The 17,545-nt window shown below is 72.2% G+C and carries 12 protein-coding genes; 4 read left to right on the plus strand and 8 right to left on the minus strand.

Annotated elements, in window-relative coordinates:
• Positions 1–2: 2 nt before the first annotated feature.
• The 6 genes from R9X44_RS10705 to R9X44_RS10730 form a co-directional block, all read right to left on the minus strand.
• Positions 3–5,180, minus strand: a complete 5,178-nt coding sequence (locus R9X44_RS10705) for a type I polyketide synthase (protein ID WP_319813892.1) — start codon at positions 5,178–5,180, stop codon at positions 3–5.
• 7 nt (positions 5,181–5,187) lie between these two features.
• Positions 5,188–6,078 carry an NAD(P)-dependent oxidoreductase gene (locus tag R9X44_RS10710; protein ID WP_319813893.1) on the minus strand — a complete coding sequence of 297 codons (891 nt, stop codon included), beginning with the start codon at positions 6,076–6,078 and terminating at the stop codon, positions 5,188–5,190.
• A complete protein-coding gene (locus tag R9X44_RS10715) occupies positions 6,071–7,093 on the minus strand; it encodes a class I SAM-dependent methyltransferase (protein ID WP_319813894.1) in 1,023 nt (340 codons plus the stop codon). The genes R9X44_RS10710 and R9X44_RS10715 overlap by 8 nt, the downstream gene beginning before the upstream one ends.
• Positions 7,094–7,182: 89 nt before the next feature.
• Positions 7,183–7,731, minus strand: a complete 549-nt coding sequence (locus R9X44_RS10720; RefSeq protein WP_319813895.1) for an EF-hand domain-containing protein — start codon at positions 7,729–7,731, stop codon at positions 7,183–7,185.
• Positions 7,732–7,832: 101 nt separating this feature from the next.
• On the minus strand, positions 7,833–9,404 hold the full coding sequence (locus R9X44_RS10725; protein WP_319813896.1) for an aromatic amino acid ammonia-lyase: 1,572 nt from the start codon (positions 9,402–9,404) through the stop codon (positions 7,833–7,835).
• 114 nt (positions 9,405–9,518) lie between these two features.
• Complete coding sequence (locus R9X44_RS10730) at positions 9,519–10,358, minus strand: SDR family NAD(P)-dependent oxidoreductase (protein ID WP_319813897.1); 840 nt, start codon at positions 10,356–10,358, stop codon at positions 9,519–9,521.
• 223 nt (positions 10,359–10,581) lie between these two features.
• Between R9X44_RS10730 and R9X44_RS10735 the strand changes: the two genes are divergently transcribed.
• Together R9X44_RS10735 and R9X44_RS10740 are read left to right on the plus strand one after the other, a co-directional pair.
• Positions 10,582–11,598, plus strand: a complete 1,017-nt coding sequence (locus tag R9X44_RS10735) for a class I SAM-dependent methyltransferase (protein ID WP_319813898.1) — start codon at positions 10,582–10,584, stop codon at positions 11,596–11,598.
• Complete coding sequence (locus R9X44_RS10740) at positions 11,592–13,595, plus strand: carbamoyltransferase (protein ID WP_319813899.1); 2,004 nt, start codon at positions 11,592–11,594, stop codon at positions 13,593–13,595. Before R9X44_RS10735 ends, R9X44_RS10740 begins: the two co-directional genes overlap by 7 nt.
• A 100-nt stretch (positions 13,596–13,695) precedes the next feature.
• Here R9X44_RS10740 and R9X44_RS10745 read toward each other — a convergent pair whose 3' ends face one another.
• Both R9X44_RS10745 and R9X44_RS10750 read right to left on the minus strand, forming a co-directional pair.
• Positions 13,696–14,064 (minus strand): 6-carboxytetrahydropterin synthase, encoded by a 369-nt coding sequence (locus tag R9X44_RS10745; protein ID WP_319813900.1) that lies wholly within the window; start codon positions 14,062–14,064, stop codon positions 13,696–13,698.
• A 13-nt stretch (positions 14,065–14,077) separates the two neighbouring features.
• On the minus strand, positions 14,078–16,648 hold the full coding sequence (locus tag R9X44_RS10750; RefSeq protein WP_319813901.1) for an ATP-binding protein: 2,571 nt from the start codon (positions 16,646–16,648) through the stop codon (positions 14,078–14,080).
• Positions 16,649–16,981: 333 nt separating this feature from the next.
• Between R9X44_RS10750 and R9X44_RS10755 the strand changes: the two genes are divergently transcribed.
• On the plus strand, positions 16,982–17,182 hold the full coding sequence (locus R9X44_RS10755) for a hypothetical protein (protein WP_319813902.1): 201 nt from the start codon (positions 16,982–16,984) through the stop codon (positions 17,180–17,182).
• Positions 17,179–17,373, plus strand: a complete 195-nt coding sequence (locus R9X44_RS10760) for a helix-turn-helix transcriptional regulator (RefSeq protein WP_319813903.1) — start codon at positions 17,179–17,181, stop codon at positions 17,371–17,373. Before R9X44_RS10755 ends, R9X44_RS10760 begins: the two co-directional genes overlap by 4 nt.
• Positions 17,374–17,545: the final 172 nt, after the last annotated feature.

Genomic DNA, 17,545 nt, shown 5'->3' on the forward strand with positions numbered 1-17,545 from the left:
ACCTAGTGCGGCGGGTGCGGCGTGCCGTCGAGTTCGCGGTCGATGAGGGCGAGCAGTTCGTCGGCCGAGGCCGCGGCGAGGTCGGGGTCGTCCGGCTCGGCCTCCCGCAGCAGCGCCCTGAGCCGGTCGGCGACGGCCCTGCCGTCGGCTTCCGACGCCGCCGCCAGCGCCTCCTCGAGCCGGTCGAGCGCGGCGAACACCGGTGCCGCGCGGGGTGCGAGCCTGGTGAGGAGGAGGTCGGCGAGCGCGGCGGGCGTCGGATGGTCGAAGACCGCGGTCACCGGCAGCCGGAAGCCGCAGGCCGCGCCGAGCCGGTTGCGCAGGGCGACCGCGGTCAGGGAGTCGAACCCGAGGTCGCGGAACCGCAGCCGGACGTCGACCGCCGCCGGATCGCGCAGCCCGAGCACGGCGGCGGCCTCAGCGCGGACGAGATCGAGCACACGCCGTTCGCGTTCGGCGTCGGTCATCTCGGCCGGCCACCGGGACACCACGGAACCGGACGGCTCCGCAGGGGCGGCCGGAGCCGGGACGAGATCCTGGAACAGCCGCGGCGGATCGGCCGCGAGCGCCGCGAGGTCGAACGCGGCGACGACCGGGGACGGCAGGTCGGCGGCCAGCGCCGCGTCGAACAGCCCGAGCCCTTCGGCGACGCCCACCGGCAGCAGCCCGGCCCGGTGGGCCGTGCGCGGACCGTCCGGAAGATCCCAGGGCCCCCACCCGAGCGATGTCGCGGGCAGCCCAAGCGCCCTGCGATGCCGCGCGAGACCGTCGAGGAAGGCGTCGGCCGCCGCGTCGCCGACCCGGCCCGGGTCGCCGAGGAGCCCGGAGACCGACGAGAACAGCACGAACGCCTTCAGGTCGGCGTCACGGGTGAGATCGTGCAGATGCCAGGCGGCCTCGGCGCTGGGGTTCAGACCCTCCAGGCCCGGCGACGGCCCACCGTCGGGCATGTGCACGATCGCGGTGAGCGGATGGGCCGCGGGCACCTCACCGAGCAACCCGGCAAGCGCCTCCCGATCCGCGACATCGCACTCGACGACCCGCGCCACCGCCCCGACCTCAGCGAGTTCGCCGCACAACCGCGCGACGCCCGGAGCCCCCTCACCATGCCGTCCGACCAGAAGCAGCCGCCTCACCCCGTACGCGGCGACCAGATGGCGCGCGAACGCCGCCCCGACCACCCCCGTGCCACCGGTGACCAGCACGGTCCCGTGCCCCGCCCACTCCGGCGGCACCTCTCGGCCGGGAAGTCGGGGAGGTGTTCGGCGGGTGGTGACGCGGGTCAGGCGGGGGAGGAGGAGACGGCCGTCGCGGAGGGCGGCTTGGGGTTCGGCGGAGCTGATGAGGGGAGACAGGGCGTCCGGCGTGATGTGGTCGGTGTCGGCGTCCACGAGGATGATCCGGCCTGGGTGGGCGGCCTGGAATGAGCCGACGAGGCCCCAGAGGGCTGCCGCGCTCGGGTCGGGCGTGTCGGCGTCGGTCGCGGCGACCGCCCGCCGGGTGACGATCACCAGGTGGGCTTCGGCGAGGGCGTCGTCGGCAGTCCAGTCGCGCAGCAGCGCCAGGCAGCGGCCGATCCCCTCGCGCGTCTCGGCGACGACGTCGGTGCCCCGCCCAGGCGGCTGGCAGGCGAGGACCGCGTCCACCGGCTCGCCCGCCGCGACGGCCCGACGCAGCGCGGCGAGATCCGCGTGGCTCCGGACGCCGGGATCGGGATGCGGACCGAGCGCCGACCAGACGACTGGCGCGTCGTGCCGCCGCAGCGGTCGCGCGGCCCAGGTGAGCTGGTGCAGCGAACGCGCCGCCCCGACGAGTTCCGCACGGACGAACTCCCGGACCTCAACCGAGGCGACCGACGCGACAGGCACGCCGTCCCCGTCCGTCAACACCGCTCCCCCACCGCTCTGGCCGAGCAGGGCGCGCACCGCCCGGCCGCCCGGGCCGTGCGTCCGCGCCCCGCGCCACTCCACGGCGAGGCGCGGCGCATCCCCGTCGGCGGATGCAAGCAGCAGCGGATGAACGGCGAAGCCCCCGGCCTCCGCCGCGTGTTTCTCCACGAGCACGACCTCCCGGGCGTCAGGGGCTCCCTCGACAGACGCGACGCCGCCGTCATCAGCGCGCAGCACACCCGTGGCGAGCACCGTCCACCCGTCCCCGAGCCTCGCGTGGACGGTGAGGGAACGCCCTCCCGTCGGGTCCGCCGCGCCGATCGCGACCTGAAGGCGCACCTCGCCGTCGTCGGGAAGGGCGAGCGGCACATGGACCGTCAGCCGCTCCACGACCGGGCAGCCCGCCTCGCCGCCCGCCCACAGCGCCAGATCGAGCAGCACCGAACCCGGCACAACCGGAACACCGAACCGAACATGGGCCGCGAGCCAAGGTGCCGCCCGCAAGGAGAGCGCCCCGGTGAACATCGTCTCGTCACGCCCGGCAAGGGCGACGGCCGGGCCGAGGAACCTATGCGTACCGCTCTCCGCAGGGCGGGCGGCCGGATGCAGCCAGTACCGTTCCCGCTGGAACGGGTACGTAGGCAGATCGACCCGCCGCGCCCCGGTCCCGCCGAAGAGCCGTTCCCAGTCGACGTCCACCCCACGCACATGCAACGCACCCAGCGCGCTCACCGCGCAGCGCGCCTCGGGCTCCCCCTGCCGCAGCGACGGGATCGCCACGGCGTTCTCGACCCCGGTCGCGGCCATCGCGGCAAGCACGTCCCCGGGCCCGATCTCCAGCAACGTCGTCGCGCCCAGCGACTCAAGCGTCCGCACCGCGTCAAGAAACCGCACGGGACGCCGAACCTGCTCGGCCCAGTAGTCCGGCGACGTCCACCGGTCGTCCGGCCGTCCGCTCACCGTCGAGACGATCGGAACGCGCGGCGGCTCGAAGGCGAGGCGGCCAAGGACCGCGCGGAACTCCTCGACCATCGGGTCCATGCGCGGCGAGTGCGAGGCGCAGCCGATCGGCAGCCGCCGGGTGAACCTGCCGCGGTCCGCCCAGTGCGCGGCGACGGCGAGCACCGCGTCCTCGTCCCCGGAGACGACGAGGTCGCGCGGCCCGTTGACCACGCCGATCACCGCGCGGCCCGCCGCGTCGAGCGTCGGCCGCACCTCGTCCTCGGCGGCCTGCACCGCGACCATCGCCCCGCCCTCGGACAGCGCGAGCATCATCCGTCCCCGCGCGGTCACGAGCGCCGCGGCGTCGGCGAGGGAGAACACACCGGCGACATGCGCCGCGCTGATCTCGCCCAGGGAGTGCCCGACCAGGAGATCCGGACGCACCCCCCAATCCTCAAGAAGCCGATAAAGCGCCACCTCCAGCGCGAAAGTGGCGGCAAGGGTGTAGTCGATCCGATCAAGCCCGTCCCCGGACTCGACCACCCGAAGCAACGGCCCCGGCAGATGCACGTCCAAAGCCGCACATACCTCGTCGAACGCCGCAGCGAACACCGGAAAGACCGCGCGCAGCTCCCCGCCCATCCCCGCGTGCTGTGCTCCCCCACCGGTGAACATGAAGGCGAGCCTCCCGTCCTGCCGCTCCCCCCGCACCGCACCCGACCCGCCCTCGGCAAGATCCACGAGCCCCCGACGCAGCTCCTCCCGGTCCGCCGCCACCACGACGGCCCGGTGCGGCAGCGCGGCCCGCGTCGTCGCCGCCGAGTACGCCGCGTCCAGCGGCCTGACGCCCGCGTCGAGCCGCGCCGACAGCCGACGCGCCTGCTCCCGCAACGTCTCCGGCGACTTCGCCGACAGCACGCACGGCACCGGGAACGCACCCGCCGCCGACCGGGGCGCGGGCACCTCGACCTCGTCCGCCTCCTCCAAGACGACATGCGCGTTCGTGCCGCTGAACCCGAACGCGGAGACCGCCGCGCGGCGGGGCCGTCCGTCCCTCGGCCAGTCCCGCGCGTGCACGAGCAGCGACAGCGGGCCCCCGGCCCAGTCGACGCGGGGCGTCGGCTCCGCGGCGTGCAGGGTCCCGGGCAGCACCCCGTGCCGCAGCGCCTCGACCATCTTGATCACTCCGCCCACCCCCGCCGCCGCGGCCGAGTGACCGATGTTCGACTTCAACGACCCGAGCCACAGCGGCGCCGGACGCCCCACCCCGTAGGTCGCCAGCAGCGCGCGGGCCTCGATCGGGTCGCCCAGCGGCGTCCCCGTGCCGTGCGCCTCGACGGCGTCCACGTCGGCGGCGTCAAGCCCGGCGTCGGCCAGCGCGCGGCGGATCACCTTCTCCTGCGCCGGTCCGCTCGGCGCGCTCAGCCCGTTGGACGCGCCGTCCTGGTTGACCGCGCTCCCCCGGACGACCGCGCGCACCCGGCGGCCGTCGCGGCGCGCGTCGGACAGCCGTTGCAGCAGGAGCAGGCCGACCCCCTCGGACCAGCCGGTGCCGTCGGCGGCCGCCGCGAACGGCTTGCACCTGCCGTCGGGCGCGAGGCCGCGCAGCCGCGAGAACTCCACGAACGGCCTTGGCGTGGCCATCACCGTCACACCGCCCGCGAGCGCGAGGTCGCACTCGCCCCGGCGCAGCGCCGTCACCGCGAGGTGCAGCGCGACGAGGGACGACGAGCACGCCGTGTCCACGGTGACGGCCGGGCCCTCAAGCCCGAACGTGTAGGCGAGCCGCCCGGACGCGACACTGCCCGCGCTGCCGCTGAAAAGGTGGCCCTCATACCCCTGCGCGGGCGGGAACTGACGCGACCCGTAGTCGTTGTACATGACCCCGACGTAGACGCCGGTCTGACTGCCGCGCAGGGAGTCCGGGACGATCCCGCCCCGCTCGAACGCCTCCCACGCGGTCTCCAGCAGGAGCCGCTGCTGGGGGTCGGTGGCCAGCGCCTCACGCGGCGACATGCCGAAGAAGGCGGGGTCGAAGAGGTCGGCCCCGGTGAGGAAGCCGCCGTGCCGGACGTAGGACTTGCCCGGCGCGTCGGCGTCGGCGTCGTACAGGTCGGCGAGCGGCCAGCCCCGGTCGTCGGGGAAGGCTGACACCGCGTCGACGCCGTCGGCCACCAGCCGCCACAGCTCCTCGGGCGAGGTCACCCCGCCCGGATACCGGCAGGCCATCCCGACGATCGCGACGGGCCCACACGTCCTGTCCCTGAGCTCGCGTAGGCCGCGTCGGCTCTCCACCGCGTCGGCCACGGCACGCCTGAGGTACCTGCGCAGTCGTTCCTCGTCGGCCATGTGGCCGTCACCCCCGGTCCTGTGCGCCGGCCGGAGCCTTCCTGAACTGCTCGACCACGCCGGCATAGCCGTCCTTGCCGTGGCCCTGCGCGATCGCCCTCTCGATGACTGCCCTGATCCGCCTGGGCGGGTCGGCGTCCACCCCTCTGGCCAGGCACTCGGCGATGAGGTGCCCGGTCGCCGGGAGGTGCGTCTCCAACGTCGAGTCCTCGGCCGCGTACGCGCCCTCGTCGATCTGCCGGGCGCACCGGGCGACGAAGGCGAGCAGGCCCGCGAACAGCAGGTCGGCGAACCGCGCGAACTCCCCGGCCTTGACGTCCTCCGTCGCGACGAGCGCGGAGGCGTGCAGGAACCCGTTCAGGCTCGCCCACAGGATGTCAAGGAGGGCGACGTCGTACAGCGCGGGAAGGCCGGGATCGTCGCCGAGCCGGATGACGCCGCCGCCGAGCGCGCCGAGGGCCGCGCGGTGGGCGTCGAACGCTTCGCTCCGCCCGCCGTAAAGGACAGTCGTTTCTGGCGCGCCGATGGTGTCGGGGGTCGCCAGGAGCTTGCCGTCGAGGTAGTCCACGCCCCGGTCCGCCGCCCAGGCGGCGAGGTCACGGGCCTCCCGCGACGTGCCCGAGGTGAGGTTCACCAGCGTCCGGCCGTCCAGCGCGCGGCCCGCGGCTTCACACGTCCGCAGTACCGCGTCGTTGTCACTGAGGCAGACCACCGTGAGGCCGCCCGCCGAGACCGCCTCGGCGACCGTCCCCGCCCGCACGGCCCCCAGCGCGACGAGCGGTGCCGCCCTCTCCGGCGAGCGGTTCCAGACCTTCGTCGGATGCCCGCACCGCAGGAACGCCCCGGCGAGCGCGGACCCCATCAGGCCGAGCCCGAGGACCGCGACGGGCTCAGCCATGCGCCGCGACGGGTTCAAGGTCGAACATGACGCCGCCGGGAGGTGCCGTCACCTCGTGGGCGGCGGCGCAGCGCCAGCCGGACGCGGCGAACGCGTCATGCCATTCTTCGCGGGTCGGCACATAGACGCCCATCAGCGCGTGGACCAGCTCGAACCCGAGCGTGAAGATCGGGGTGTCCGGGCCGGGCCGCGCGGTGGAGCGCACCACGTCGCACAGCAGGAGGCGGCCCGCGTTGGGGAACGCGCGGCGCAGCCCGCGCAGCGTCCTGACGCACCTGTCGTAGGGCCAGAAGTCGTGCCCCATGAACGAGCAGGTGATCACGTCGACCTTCGTCCCGCCCGGGATCTCAGGCAGGTCGAGCACGTCGGCCTCGCACACCGTGATCCGGTCGGCGAGCCCCGCGTCCTCGATCGACCTGGCGGCGAGCTTGACGGCGGCCGGCGCGATGTCCACGCCGATCCCCCGGACGCCCGGGCGGTCCGCCGCGACGCGCGTCAGCCGCCGTCCTGAGCCGCACCCCAGGTCGGCGAGGGTGCCGAACTCCCGCTCGTTCAGCAGCGCGTCGTACAGGCCCTCCACGGCGGTGTCGCCGATCAGGTGCGAGCCGACCGCGACCGCGCGCATGTCGCGGCTGTAGAACGCGCCGTCGCGCTGGTCGCGCCTTGCCACCCTCGGCGCGTCGCTGAACAGCGCGCCGCAGCCGCGCACCATCCAGTAGAAGTAGCCGCGCGCGGCGTAGGCGTCGGCGAACCCGGGACCGGGCCGCGCGACCCCGTCCTCGACGCGCACGACGTCGCCCCAGACGAGCCCGTTCAGCAGCCGCTCCACCACCACCGGGTCGAGTTCCCGGTCGTCCCGGTCGAGGTGGTAGGCGCCCTCGTCGGCGAGCACGTCGAGGATCCCGAGCTCACAACCCGCCGAGAGGGCGTCCGCGACGACGTAGGACGAGAAGTGCCCCGCCGAAGGCCCGCGCACGAAGGAGTCAGATCGGATGGGCTGGACTGCGGCGGTCATACGGCTCCTCTGCTCGGGTTGTGGTGCGCCGTGCCGGGAGTGGCGCGGACCGGCCGGTGCGGCGCGGTCCGCGCCACGCCCGCGCCGGATCAGGCGAAGATCGCGTTCAATTCACGGTGTGCCGGGTCCCGGTCGTCGGCCCGGTAGTAGACCTCCCAGGCTGTGCGGTACTCATCGAGCGAGATGGAGCCGTCGCCGTCGGCGTCCAGCGCCTCGAAGGCCGCGACGGCCTCGCGCTTGGCGTCGCCGCCCTGGGCGTCGAGCACGCGCAGGATCTCCGGGAGCGTCGCCTTGCCGTCGCCGTCGGCGTCGATCGCCTGGAACTCGGCCTTGCCTACCTCATGGATGGCGGCGCGGAGCGAGTGCGGGCCCTCGTCGGCGTCGTCGAGGCGGGCGAGGAACTCCTCGCGGGTCACCCGGCCGTCGCCGTCGAGGTCGGCCGTGCTGGTGAGGGCCTCCCAGCCCGTCCGGTAGGCGTCGTGCAGGGCGCGGGCCCTCGGCGAGCCGGGCGCGGTCTCGGTGCGGCCGAGGATCTGCCCCGCCAGGATCTCGAAGTCCTGCCACTCGATCGCGCCTGAGCCGTCGGCGTCCAGGTGGTCGAAGAGGCGGTTGAACCGCTGGCGCTGGGTCTCGTTCATACGGTGGATCTCCCTCGCGGCCCATGGGAGGCCGATCGGCTATGGCCGGACGGACGTCCGACCACGTACAGTGATCATGTAACAACTGTTCGCTGAACTTCTCAAGCACCGGCTGGCGCGCCGCGCCAGGGCGCGCGCCTGGCGGCGAGACGGTCGAGCAGCGCCGCCGCGCGCTGGACGTCGACGTCAAGGGGACGGTCCGGGTCGATCGGCGCGACCTCCGCGCCGAGCTCGCGCAGTACCTCAGCGCACGCGGGCGCGGTCGCCCCCCGCGCGCTGAGGTACTCCGCCTGCCGGAGCGCCACGCCGAGCGCGCCCTGCACCCAGCGCAGATGCCCCGCCTGCTCGAGCGCGGTGAGCGCCGCCTGGGTGCCCAGCGGCACCACGTCCTGGTTGTGGCCGTTGGTCGGCAGGCTCTGGTCGGAGATCGGCGTCGCGGCCCGGCGCATCGCCGCCACCGTCGCGGTCGCCGCGATCTGCATGCCGACGACCCCGTGCTGACTGCCGGGCTCGGTCGCCAGCATCGGCGGCAGGCCGCTGTTGCGGTGCGTGTCGGTGAGCAGGTCGAGCTGGCGTTCGGCGAGGTTGGCGAGCTGGGCGGCGACCGTCGACATCGCGTCGGCGGCGAACGCCACGGGCTGGCTGAAGAAGTTGCCGCCGTGCGTGACCACCCCGTCCTCGGCGAAGAACAGCGGATTGTCGTTGATCCCGTTGAGGTCGTCGCCGATGACCGTCGCCGCGTAGTCGAGCGCGCCCGCCGCCGCGCCGATGAGCTGCGGGCTGCACCGGATGCTGTACGGCTCCTGGAGCGGACGGGTGCCGGTCGGCGTCGTCCCGTCGAGCATCGCGCGCAGCCCCGCGGCGACGTCCTCGCCGTGCGGGTGGCCGAACGCGGCGAGGGTCGGCGCGGCGGCGAAGCCGGGGTCGCTGCCGAGCAGGTCGGCGAGCAGCGCGGTGAGGGTGACCGCGGTGTTCACCGAGCGGGCGAGGCTCGCCAGCGCGAGGCCCGCCGCGGCGGCCGTCACCGAAGTGCCGTTGACCAGCGCGACGGCGTCGCGCCCCGCGAGGTGCAGCGGGCTGATCCCGCAGCGGTCGAGCGCCTCGGCGGCGGGCACGCGCACGCCGTCCACGTAGGCGTTGCCCTGTCCCTGCATCGCGCGCACCGCGTAGGCGAGCGGGATGAGGTCGCCGCTCGCGCCGACCGAGCCCATCCGGGGCACGGCAGGGGCGAACGGCGTCTCAAGGACCGCGACGAGCGTCCGCAGCGCGTCCGGGGACACCGCCGAGCGGCCCTTGGCCAGCGACCACACGCGGGCGAGCAGCGTCGCGCGCATGACCTCCGGCGGCAGGTCGGGGCCGTGCCCGGCGGTCAGGAAGTTCAGGAAACCCTCGCTCTGCTCGTGCGCCGTCGCGCGGCCGACGAAGCCGACGAGGTTGCCGAACCCCGTCGTCATGCCGTAGATGTCGCGTCCCTCCGCGACGCACGCCAGCATGTAGGCGTGTCCGGCCGCGACGCGCTCGGCGGTGCCATCGGCCATCGCGACGCGCACCGGACCGCGCGCGGCGGCCTCCAGCGCGGCGGGCGTCAGCCTGCCCGTCACCTCGAGCACCGGCGCGCCGCCCGGGTCCGCGAGAGCCCCCGGCCTGTCGTCGAGCACATCCTGATGCGTCATGCCTGCCTCCTCGTCCGTGTGCCGGACTCGACTGCACCACATCAAGATCACCTGACCGGTCAAACGACGGCATGGGGCGCTTCCACATCGCTTTCCGGTCCGCCCCGGCGTCCGTCAGGCGTCGCCGACCGGGGTCCTGCCGCCGAGCGAGGCGAGCATGCCGCGCAGCCCGGGACCCGCGAGGTCGACGCTCCAGCCGCCGTCCACCGCAAGGCACTGCCCAGTGATGTAGGAGGCGGCGTCGGAGGCGAGGAAGAGTGCGGCCGCGGCGATGTCGTCCGGGTCGGCCCAGCGTCCGGCGGGGACCGACGCCACCGCGACGTCGAACGCCGCGGGGTCGCCGCTGACGGCGTCCGTCTTGGCGGTGTGCGTCCACCCCGGGGCCAGCGCGTTCACCCGGACGCCGTGCGCCGCCCACTCCATCGCCAGCGCCTGCGACAGGGAGATCAGCGCCGCCTTGCTGACCGCGTAGCTCGCCGCGAACGGCATACCGCCGAGGCCCATGATCGAGGCGACGTTGACGACCGCGCCGCCCTCCTTCAGATGCGGGGCGGCGGCCCGGCACGTCGCGACCGCGCCGCCGACGTTCACGCCGAGGGTCGCGGCCCAGTCCGCCTCGTCGAGGTCGGTGAACGGGCCCACGCAGCGCATCACCCCCGCGTTGTTGACGAGCACGTCGAGCCCGCCGAGGCCGTCGACCGCCGTCTTCACCATCGCCTCGGCCTGCGCGGCGTCGGCGAGGTCGCAGTCAATCACGACGGCGCTCCGGCCGTGGCCCTCGACCTCCTCGGCCACCCGCTTGAGCGCCTCCACGTCGCGCGCGGCGAGCGCCACGTCGGCCCCCGCCTCGGCGAACGCGACCGCCACCGCCCTGCCGATGCCCCGCGACGCGCCCGTCACGAGCGCTTTGCGTCCCGCGAGCCCGAACCGCTCGAGTACCTTCCCACCGCGCATCAGAAACCCCTCCCCGCGTCGAATCCCATGATCACGCCCAGCGTAGGAAGTGCCGCGCCGGGCGGCGGGGACGCCGGGGTCGGCGCGTCGATATCCGCACTCCCAAAAGAGCCCACCCCCTTCCCAAGAACGCGCAAAAGGCCGGACGCGCCGCCGTGACGTGCCGTCGGGCCGCCTAATGTCGGAGACCGCCGAGCGCGGCGACGGGGAGGAGATTCCGGAAATGCTGAATGATGTCTCAACCGAGGTCGCCGAGCATTACACGCGCTTTCCCTTTCCGCTCCCGGACGCCGCGCACCCGTCGAGCGGAATGGAGGCCATAGGCGGGCTCATCCGTTCCCACGGGCTCGACCCTGCGGGATGGCGCGTCCTTGACGCCGGGTGCGGCACCGGGAACCGGCTCCTCGGCCTCGCCGGCGAGTTCCCCGACGCGCACGTCACCGGGATCGACCTCGCGCCCGGCGCGCTCGACCTGGCCCGCCGCTACCTCGCCGAGACCGGCGTCACCAACGCCACGGTCCGCCAGGGCGACCTCAGCACCGCGCCCCTCGACGGCCCGTACGACCTCATCTGGTGCTCCGGCGTCCTCCACCACATCCCCGACCCGCTCCCCGCCCTCGCCAACCTGCGCTCGGCGCTCGCGGACACCGGGCTGCTGATCCTGTGGCTGTACGACAGCATCGGCACGATCAACGAGAGCCTCCAGCGCGAACTCGTCATCACCCTGGGCCGCGGCCTTCCCCCGGATCGGCGGCTCGACCTCGCCAAGCGCGTGTGCCCGTCGCTGAGCGAGGGCTGGTACGCCGACGAACGGCACGACTTCGGCGACATCTCCCCCGCCGCCTACGACTCCATCCTCGCCGACGCCCTCCTGACCCCGTACGTGCGCGAATACCGGCTCACGGAAATGCTCGACCTGCTGCGGCAGGGCGGGTGGCGGCACGTGCAGCTCGCCGGGATGTCGGTGCCCGACCACGCGCTCACGGCGTTCGAACTCGACGGCGTCGGCGGCCTCCCGGCCTTCGACATCGCCGACCACACCGCCGACGACGCCGTCGCGGAGCTGTACCGGGACCTGCCCCTTGAGCTGCGCTGGCGGGTCGCCGAACTGGTGACCAGGCCCACCGGCCTCCTCCTGCTGGGCTGGGCGCCGGACGCCCACGACCGGCTCAGCCCCGAGCACCGCCGCCGCGTGCTCACCCTCGACAAGCCGACCACCGGAAAGGCGACGCCATGCTGACCCTCGGCCTGAGCGGGAACTTCTCCCCCGAGGACCGCGACCTCGTCCCACAGCTGCACTGGGGCGAGTTCCACGACGCCGCGGCCTGCCTGATCGAGGACGGCGTCCTCCTCGCCGCGGCGGAGGAGGAACGGTTCAACCGCATCAAGAAGACGACGAAGTTCCCGGCGAACGCCATTCGCGCCTGCCTTGAACTCGCCGGACGTTCGGTCCGGGAGATCGACGCCGTCGGCTACTACTTCACCGAGAAGTTCGTGGACGACTCCCTCAACCACCTTTACCTGCAGCACCGTCAGACGCCGACGCGCTATTCACGCGAACTGATCAGCGGATGGTTTGAGGAACAGTACGGCACTGGACTGCGCGCCGACGAACTGCATTTCGCACCGCACCACACCACGCACGGGACGTCCGCCTATGCCCGTTCCGGAATGAACGAGGCGCTCGTCTTCGTCGTGGACGGCCAGGGCGAGGAGGAGTGCGTCACCGTCTTCTTCGGCAAGGACGGCGAGCTGAAGCGCCTCGCCGACTATCCCCTGTCCAAGTCGCTCGGCTACCTGTACCTGTACGGCACGATGCAGCTCGGCTACGGGTTCGGCGACGAATACAAGGTCATGGGCCTGGCCCCGTACGGCCGTCCCGAGGTCTACCGCGACGTCTTCGAGTCGCTGTACACCCTCCTTCCCGACGGCGACTACGACTTCGCTCCCGGCGGCCACGGCCAGAACGTCCTCGGCCCGGCGTTCCTCACCAAGGGCATCCCGCCGAGGCGCGCCGACCAGCCGATCACCCAGGTCCACATGGACCTCGCCGCCGGCCTCCAGGAGACGCTGGAGAACATCGTCCTGCACATCCTGCGGCACTGGGTCGGCGCGACCGGCGTGCGCAACGCCGTCCTCAGCGGCGGCGTCGCCCACAACTCGAGCCTCAACGGCCGCATCCTGCGCTCCGGCCTCTTCGCCGAGGTGTACGTCCACCCCGCCTCCCACGACGCCGGAGCCGCCGAAGGCGCCGCCCTGTTCGCCGAACAGCGCCTTACCGCGTCCCCCCTCCCCCGCCGCCGCCTGAGCCGCGCCGACTTCGGCCCCGACCTCGGCTCCCCCGCCGAAATCGAACGCCGCCTCACCGCCTGGAGCCCCTGCATCCACTTCGAGTACGTCGAGGACATCACCACCCGCGCCGCCCGGCTCCTCGCCGACGGCCACGTCATCGGCTGGGCCCGGGGCCGCTCGGAGTTCGGCCCCCGCGCCCTCGGCCACCGCAGCATCCTCGCCGACCCCCGCCCGGCGGACAACCAGACAAGAATCAACAAAATGATCAAAAGCCGCGAATCCTACCGCCCCTTCGCCCCGGTGGTCACCGCGGCCGCCGCCCCCGAATACTTCGAGATCCCGGAGACCGCCGCGGACTACTCGTTCATGTCCTTCGTCCTGCCCGTACGCGAGGAGCGGCGAGAGGAACTCGGCGCGGTCACCCACATCGACGGAACCGCCCGCCTGCAGATAGTCGACGAGGAGACCGGCGGCGAGTACCACAGGCTGGTCTCCGCCTTCGGCGACCTGACGGGCACCCCTGTCCTGCTGAACACCTCGTTCAACAACAACGCCGAACCCATCGTCCAGACGGTCGACGACATCCTCACCTGTTACCTCACCACCGACCTCGACTACGTCGTCATCGAGAACTTCCTCATCCGCCGCACCTCAACTCCCCCCGGAATCGACCACCTGACCCTCCGATTCCCTCCGATGGCCCGGCTCGTCCAACGCGGGGAACCGGGACAGCGCGCCGCGGAATCCGTGGTCCACGAGATCCACCTGGACTACGTCGACGGCCCGGGAACGGCGATCTCGCCCGAGATGTTCGACCTGCTCCGTCAGGTGGACGAGCGGGCGCCCGTCTCAGCCCGCGAAGCCCGGCTGACCGATGCCCTCAGGGCCGAACTCCTCAGCCTGTGGCGGGCCCGCCTCATCACCCTGCGTCCCCGCACCCGATAGCCCCGAGCGCCGAAAGCCGCCACCCCTCAGGGCGGCGGCCTTCGCCCATGCCCGGAAGGTCGGCCGTCGGCCTGCGAGCACGCACAGGCCGACGTGGGGGTCAGGGGCGGTAGGTGGTCCAGGTTTTGGGGGTTTCGGAGACCGAGACGGCTGTCAGCTCGGGGTAGTGGTCCTTCCACTGGTCGTAGATCCACAGGGCGAGGTTCTCCGCTGACGGCGCCCGTCCCCCGTCGCTCATCTGTTCGTTGAGGTGCTGGTGGTCGAGGGTCTTGTCGAGCCAGATCTTGAAGGGGTCGAGGTCGCGGTAGTCGCGGACGAAGCCGTTGGCGTCCAGGGCCTCGCGCGGCGCGGACAGCTCAAGACGGACGATGTAGTTGTGGCCGTGCATGCGGGCGCAAGGGTGCCACTCGGGCAGCGTGTCCAGGACGTGGCTGGCCGAGAAGTGGAAGTCCTTGGTGATACTCAGCATCGCAGGTCCATTCTCACAGGTCCGTGAACGGGTCGTCGCTGAGGATGCGGCGGTTCAGCGGGACGGCGGTGCGGAACGACCTGCTGTGGGCCGCGTCCGGGATGGTGCCGAGTTTCCGGACGACGACCTCGCGGGCGCGCTCCAGCAGGGCCTCCGACGACGGCTCTCCGGCGTGGTGCGCGGCTTCGGACGCGTAGAAGAGCACCTCCTCGGTGCGGAGGGCGGGAAGATCCCCGTGGGCGTCGAGAAGACGCACGGCTTCGGACGCGTACTCGTGGGCCATGACCGGATCTCCCCGGAGTAGTTGGATTCTGGAACGCAGAATCAGCGCCGCGATCCGGCTCCGGACCATCTTCGTCCGTCCCGTCTCGCTGTAGGTGCCCCCGGCGAGCCGGTCGGCCTCGTCAAGGTCACGGCCCGTGATGAGGAGGACCTCGGCGTAGAGGTTGCGGACGATCGGGACGAGGTTGAGCAACCACGTGTCCGTCGTCTCCTGCCAGGCATGTTCGATCAGTTCCTGCGCGCGGCCGGGATCGGTGTCGGCGACGAGCAGGGCGAGAAGCGCGGTGTTGTAGGCGTGCCAGCCGCTCTTCCCCCCTCTGCGCGCCTCGAAGTCACGGGCTTCGGTGAGGGTCCTGCGGCATTCCTCATCGAGGCCGAGGGCCCGCTGGATCTGCGCCAGATAGTTGAGCGCGATCGGCAGCTCGACGTTGAGGGGCTCTGTCCGCAGCCTTTCGACGCAGGCGGTGAGCCGGCGCAGCGCCTCGCCCAGCTTTCCACTGTCGAATAGGCTGATGCCCAACTGCATCTCGCCAAGGTTGTAGATGTGCTGCAGCACCGCGTCGCGCGGAAGCGGCTCGGCCGACGACAGGTACAGCTCCTCCGCCTCCCGCAGATGACGCAGTCCCCTGTCAAGGTCGATCTTGGAGATCTGACGGCCGTACTCGACGTTCGCGATGAAGCGGGCGACCTTGTCCGCACTCTGCTCGGCCCGTTCGACGGCCGCCCAGAGCTTCACCAGGGACGGCTCAAGGCCCTCGGTCACCAGCAGGGTCTTGCCGCGCAGCAGCAGGCTGCGGACGATCAGATGGTCGTCACCGGAGCGGACCGCCGCCGCCTCGGCCTTGGCCGCGAGTCCGTCGATGTCGTGCGGCGGCCCGGTCTCCACATGCTTGCCGCGCCACCGCTCCTCCGTCAGCGACAGCTGGAGCTCGATCGCCTCGAACAGTTCCCTGTCCCGTCCGGCCAGGCACTCGACCGCGATCGTCAGGTGCCGGTCGGCGACGACCGCCGACATGCCGTTGAACGCCGCCTCCCTGGCCAGTTCGAGAAAGGCGATGCCGGCCTCTACCCGCCGTCTTGGGCCCGCGCTCGCCAGATGGCGTGCGATCTCCACCTTCTGCATCGACGAACGCGGCTCATCGCCGAGGGTCAGCAGGACGTCGGCGATCCCGCCGTGCCGTTCGAACCGCTGGCCGGGGCTCTGCAGTTCGTAGACCGCCTGGCCCAACGCGTGGTGCTGGAACCGGTAGCAGTCGATCCCCGGCGCCCAGCTGAGCTCGTCGTAAGGCACGATGAGCCGGTAGTTCTCCGCGATCGCCCTCAGCCGGTCCATCACCAGGTCGTGCGGCTGACCTGCCACCTTCGCCACGACCCAGGAGAGAAAGACCGGCCCCTGGACCGACGCGACCATGATCAGCCGTCTGTCGAGTTCGGCGAGATGGTCGAGCCGCCGGTCCGCCAGCTTGCGCATCGAGTCCGAGATGGCCGACTCGTCGTCTCCCGGTCTCCACTCGTCGAGGAACGCCTCGATGAACCCGGCGTGCCCGCGCGTCTTGGTGCACAGCATGCGGGCCAGCCCCGGACGCGCGGCGGGATGGCGATACCGCACCAGCTCCGCGACCGCGTCCACCGGCAGCCCGTCCAGGCGCCGATGCCGCAGGAACCCGAGCCTGACCCACTCGTCGACGAGGCCCGTCGTCCGGCGGTCGGCCTCCGGACCGGTGGTGTGGCTGACCACGACCCCGAGCGGCAGATCCGCCTCGCGCGTACGCAGCACGCGATCGAGCACATGGAGACTGTCCGGGTCCAGATGCTGGACGTCATCGATGACCAGGAGCACCGGTTGCCCTTGCCGCACGAGATCGATGATCCCGCCGGCGATCTGGACGACCGATGCCTGCTGGAAGGTCATCAGACTGTCCAGCGGAGCCGAACCCGAGCGGACCGCGGCCTGCGTCACCGCCTGCCCGATCCTGAAGGCCGCACCGACCGGCGGCATCAGCCACGACAGCACCTCGGGCCCCGACCGCAGCGCCGCCTGCCCGGTGAACGTCAGCGCACGCCGGGCTCGGCTCGGCGGCTCCGCCAGCTCATGCACGAGATCCGCGATCGCGGTGTACGGAAGCCGCGACGCCACAACGGGCGGGTACTGCATGAACACCACACGCTGCCCGCCCGAGGCCCGCTGCACGAACTCGGTGAGCAGCCGCGACTTGCCCGCCCCCGGATCTCCCTCGACGACAACGCCGCGCCCCGCCAACTCCACAAGGGCCTTCATGTCTTCGAGCCGATCGACGAACACCGCAGCCACCCCGACCCCCAGAACCTCTGTCGCCTAGTGCCCCCACTGTAAGGACACCCCCACCCCAAGATCCAGCAATTCCCGAACGACGCCCGCCTGAGGACCGGGTCAAAGCACACCACCGCCCATCCGCTCAGCTCTCCGCACCGTCGTTACGCGATCGTCCTCATGTCAAGTTCACTTGACACAGCAACGTCGAGGGAGGTCGGCCATGCGGGGAAACGATGAGGTCGTGAGCTACCGGGGTTCGAACAGGGCGGCCGCTCAGCTCGCGCTCTGGACCTTCGCCTGGACGGCGACGCTCGCCGCGGCGAGGTTCGGCCCCGAGGCCGTGTGGGACGCGCGACAGACCGTGAGCCGGGCGGCCGTCACCGCCACGTTCTCGCGGGCATCGGCTGGGTCGCCGGGTTCGACTACCTCGTCTCGGACGCCGCGGGCCTCGTCACCGCGGACCTCAACATCGCGCTGCTCCCCGCCCTCCTCGGCGTCGTCTACCTGAGCGCCGTCCTCGTCGGCTGGATCAGGTACCGATGAGGAACCGGATCGCGACCCTCAGAGCCGAACACGCCCGGACACAAGCCGACCTCGCCCAGCGCGTCGGCGTCTCACGACAGTCGATCAACGCGATCGAAACCGGCAAGTTCATCCCAAGCCTGCCCGTCGCCTTCCGCCTCGCCAAACTCTTCAACCTGACCATCGAAGACCTCTTCCTCGAAGCCGACTAACACCCCCCGAAAAGTCCCCGCACAGCTTCTGCCTGTGCGTGTGGCCGCTTAGAACATGCTCACCCGGATGATGCTGCCCTCACGCAGGACCAGGTTCACCCTGTCGGCGTCATAGTCCGCAGTGCCAGGCGACGGTGATCGAGACGGCCGCGGGCCGCTCCGTCCGGGTCAT

Origin of the sequence: Actinocorallia sp. A-T 12471, assembly GCF_033875155.1 — a bacterium.
Classification (GTDB): Bacteria; Actinomycetota; Actinomycetes; order Streptosporangiales; family Streptosporangiaceae; genus Actinocorallia.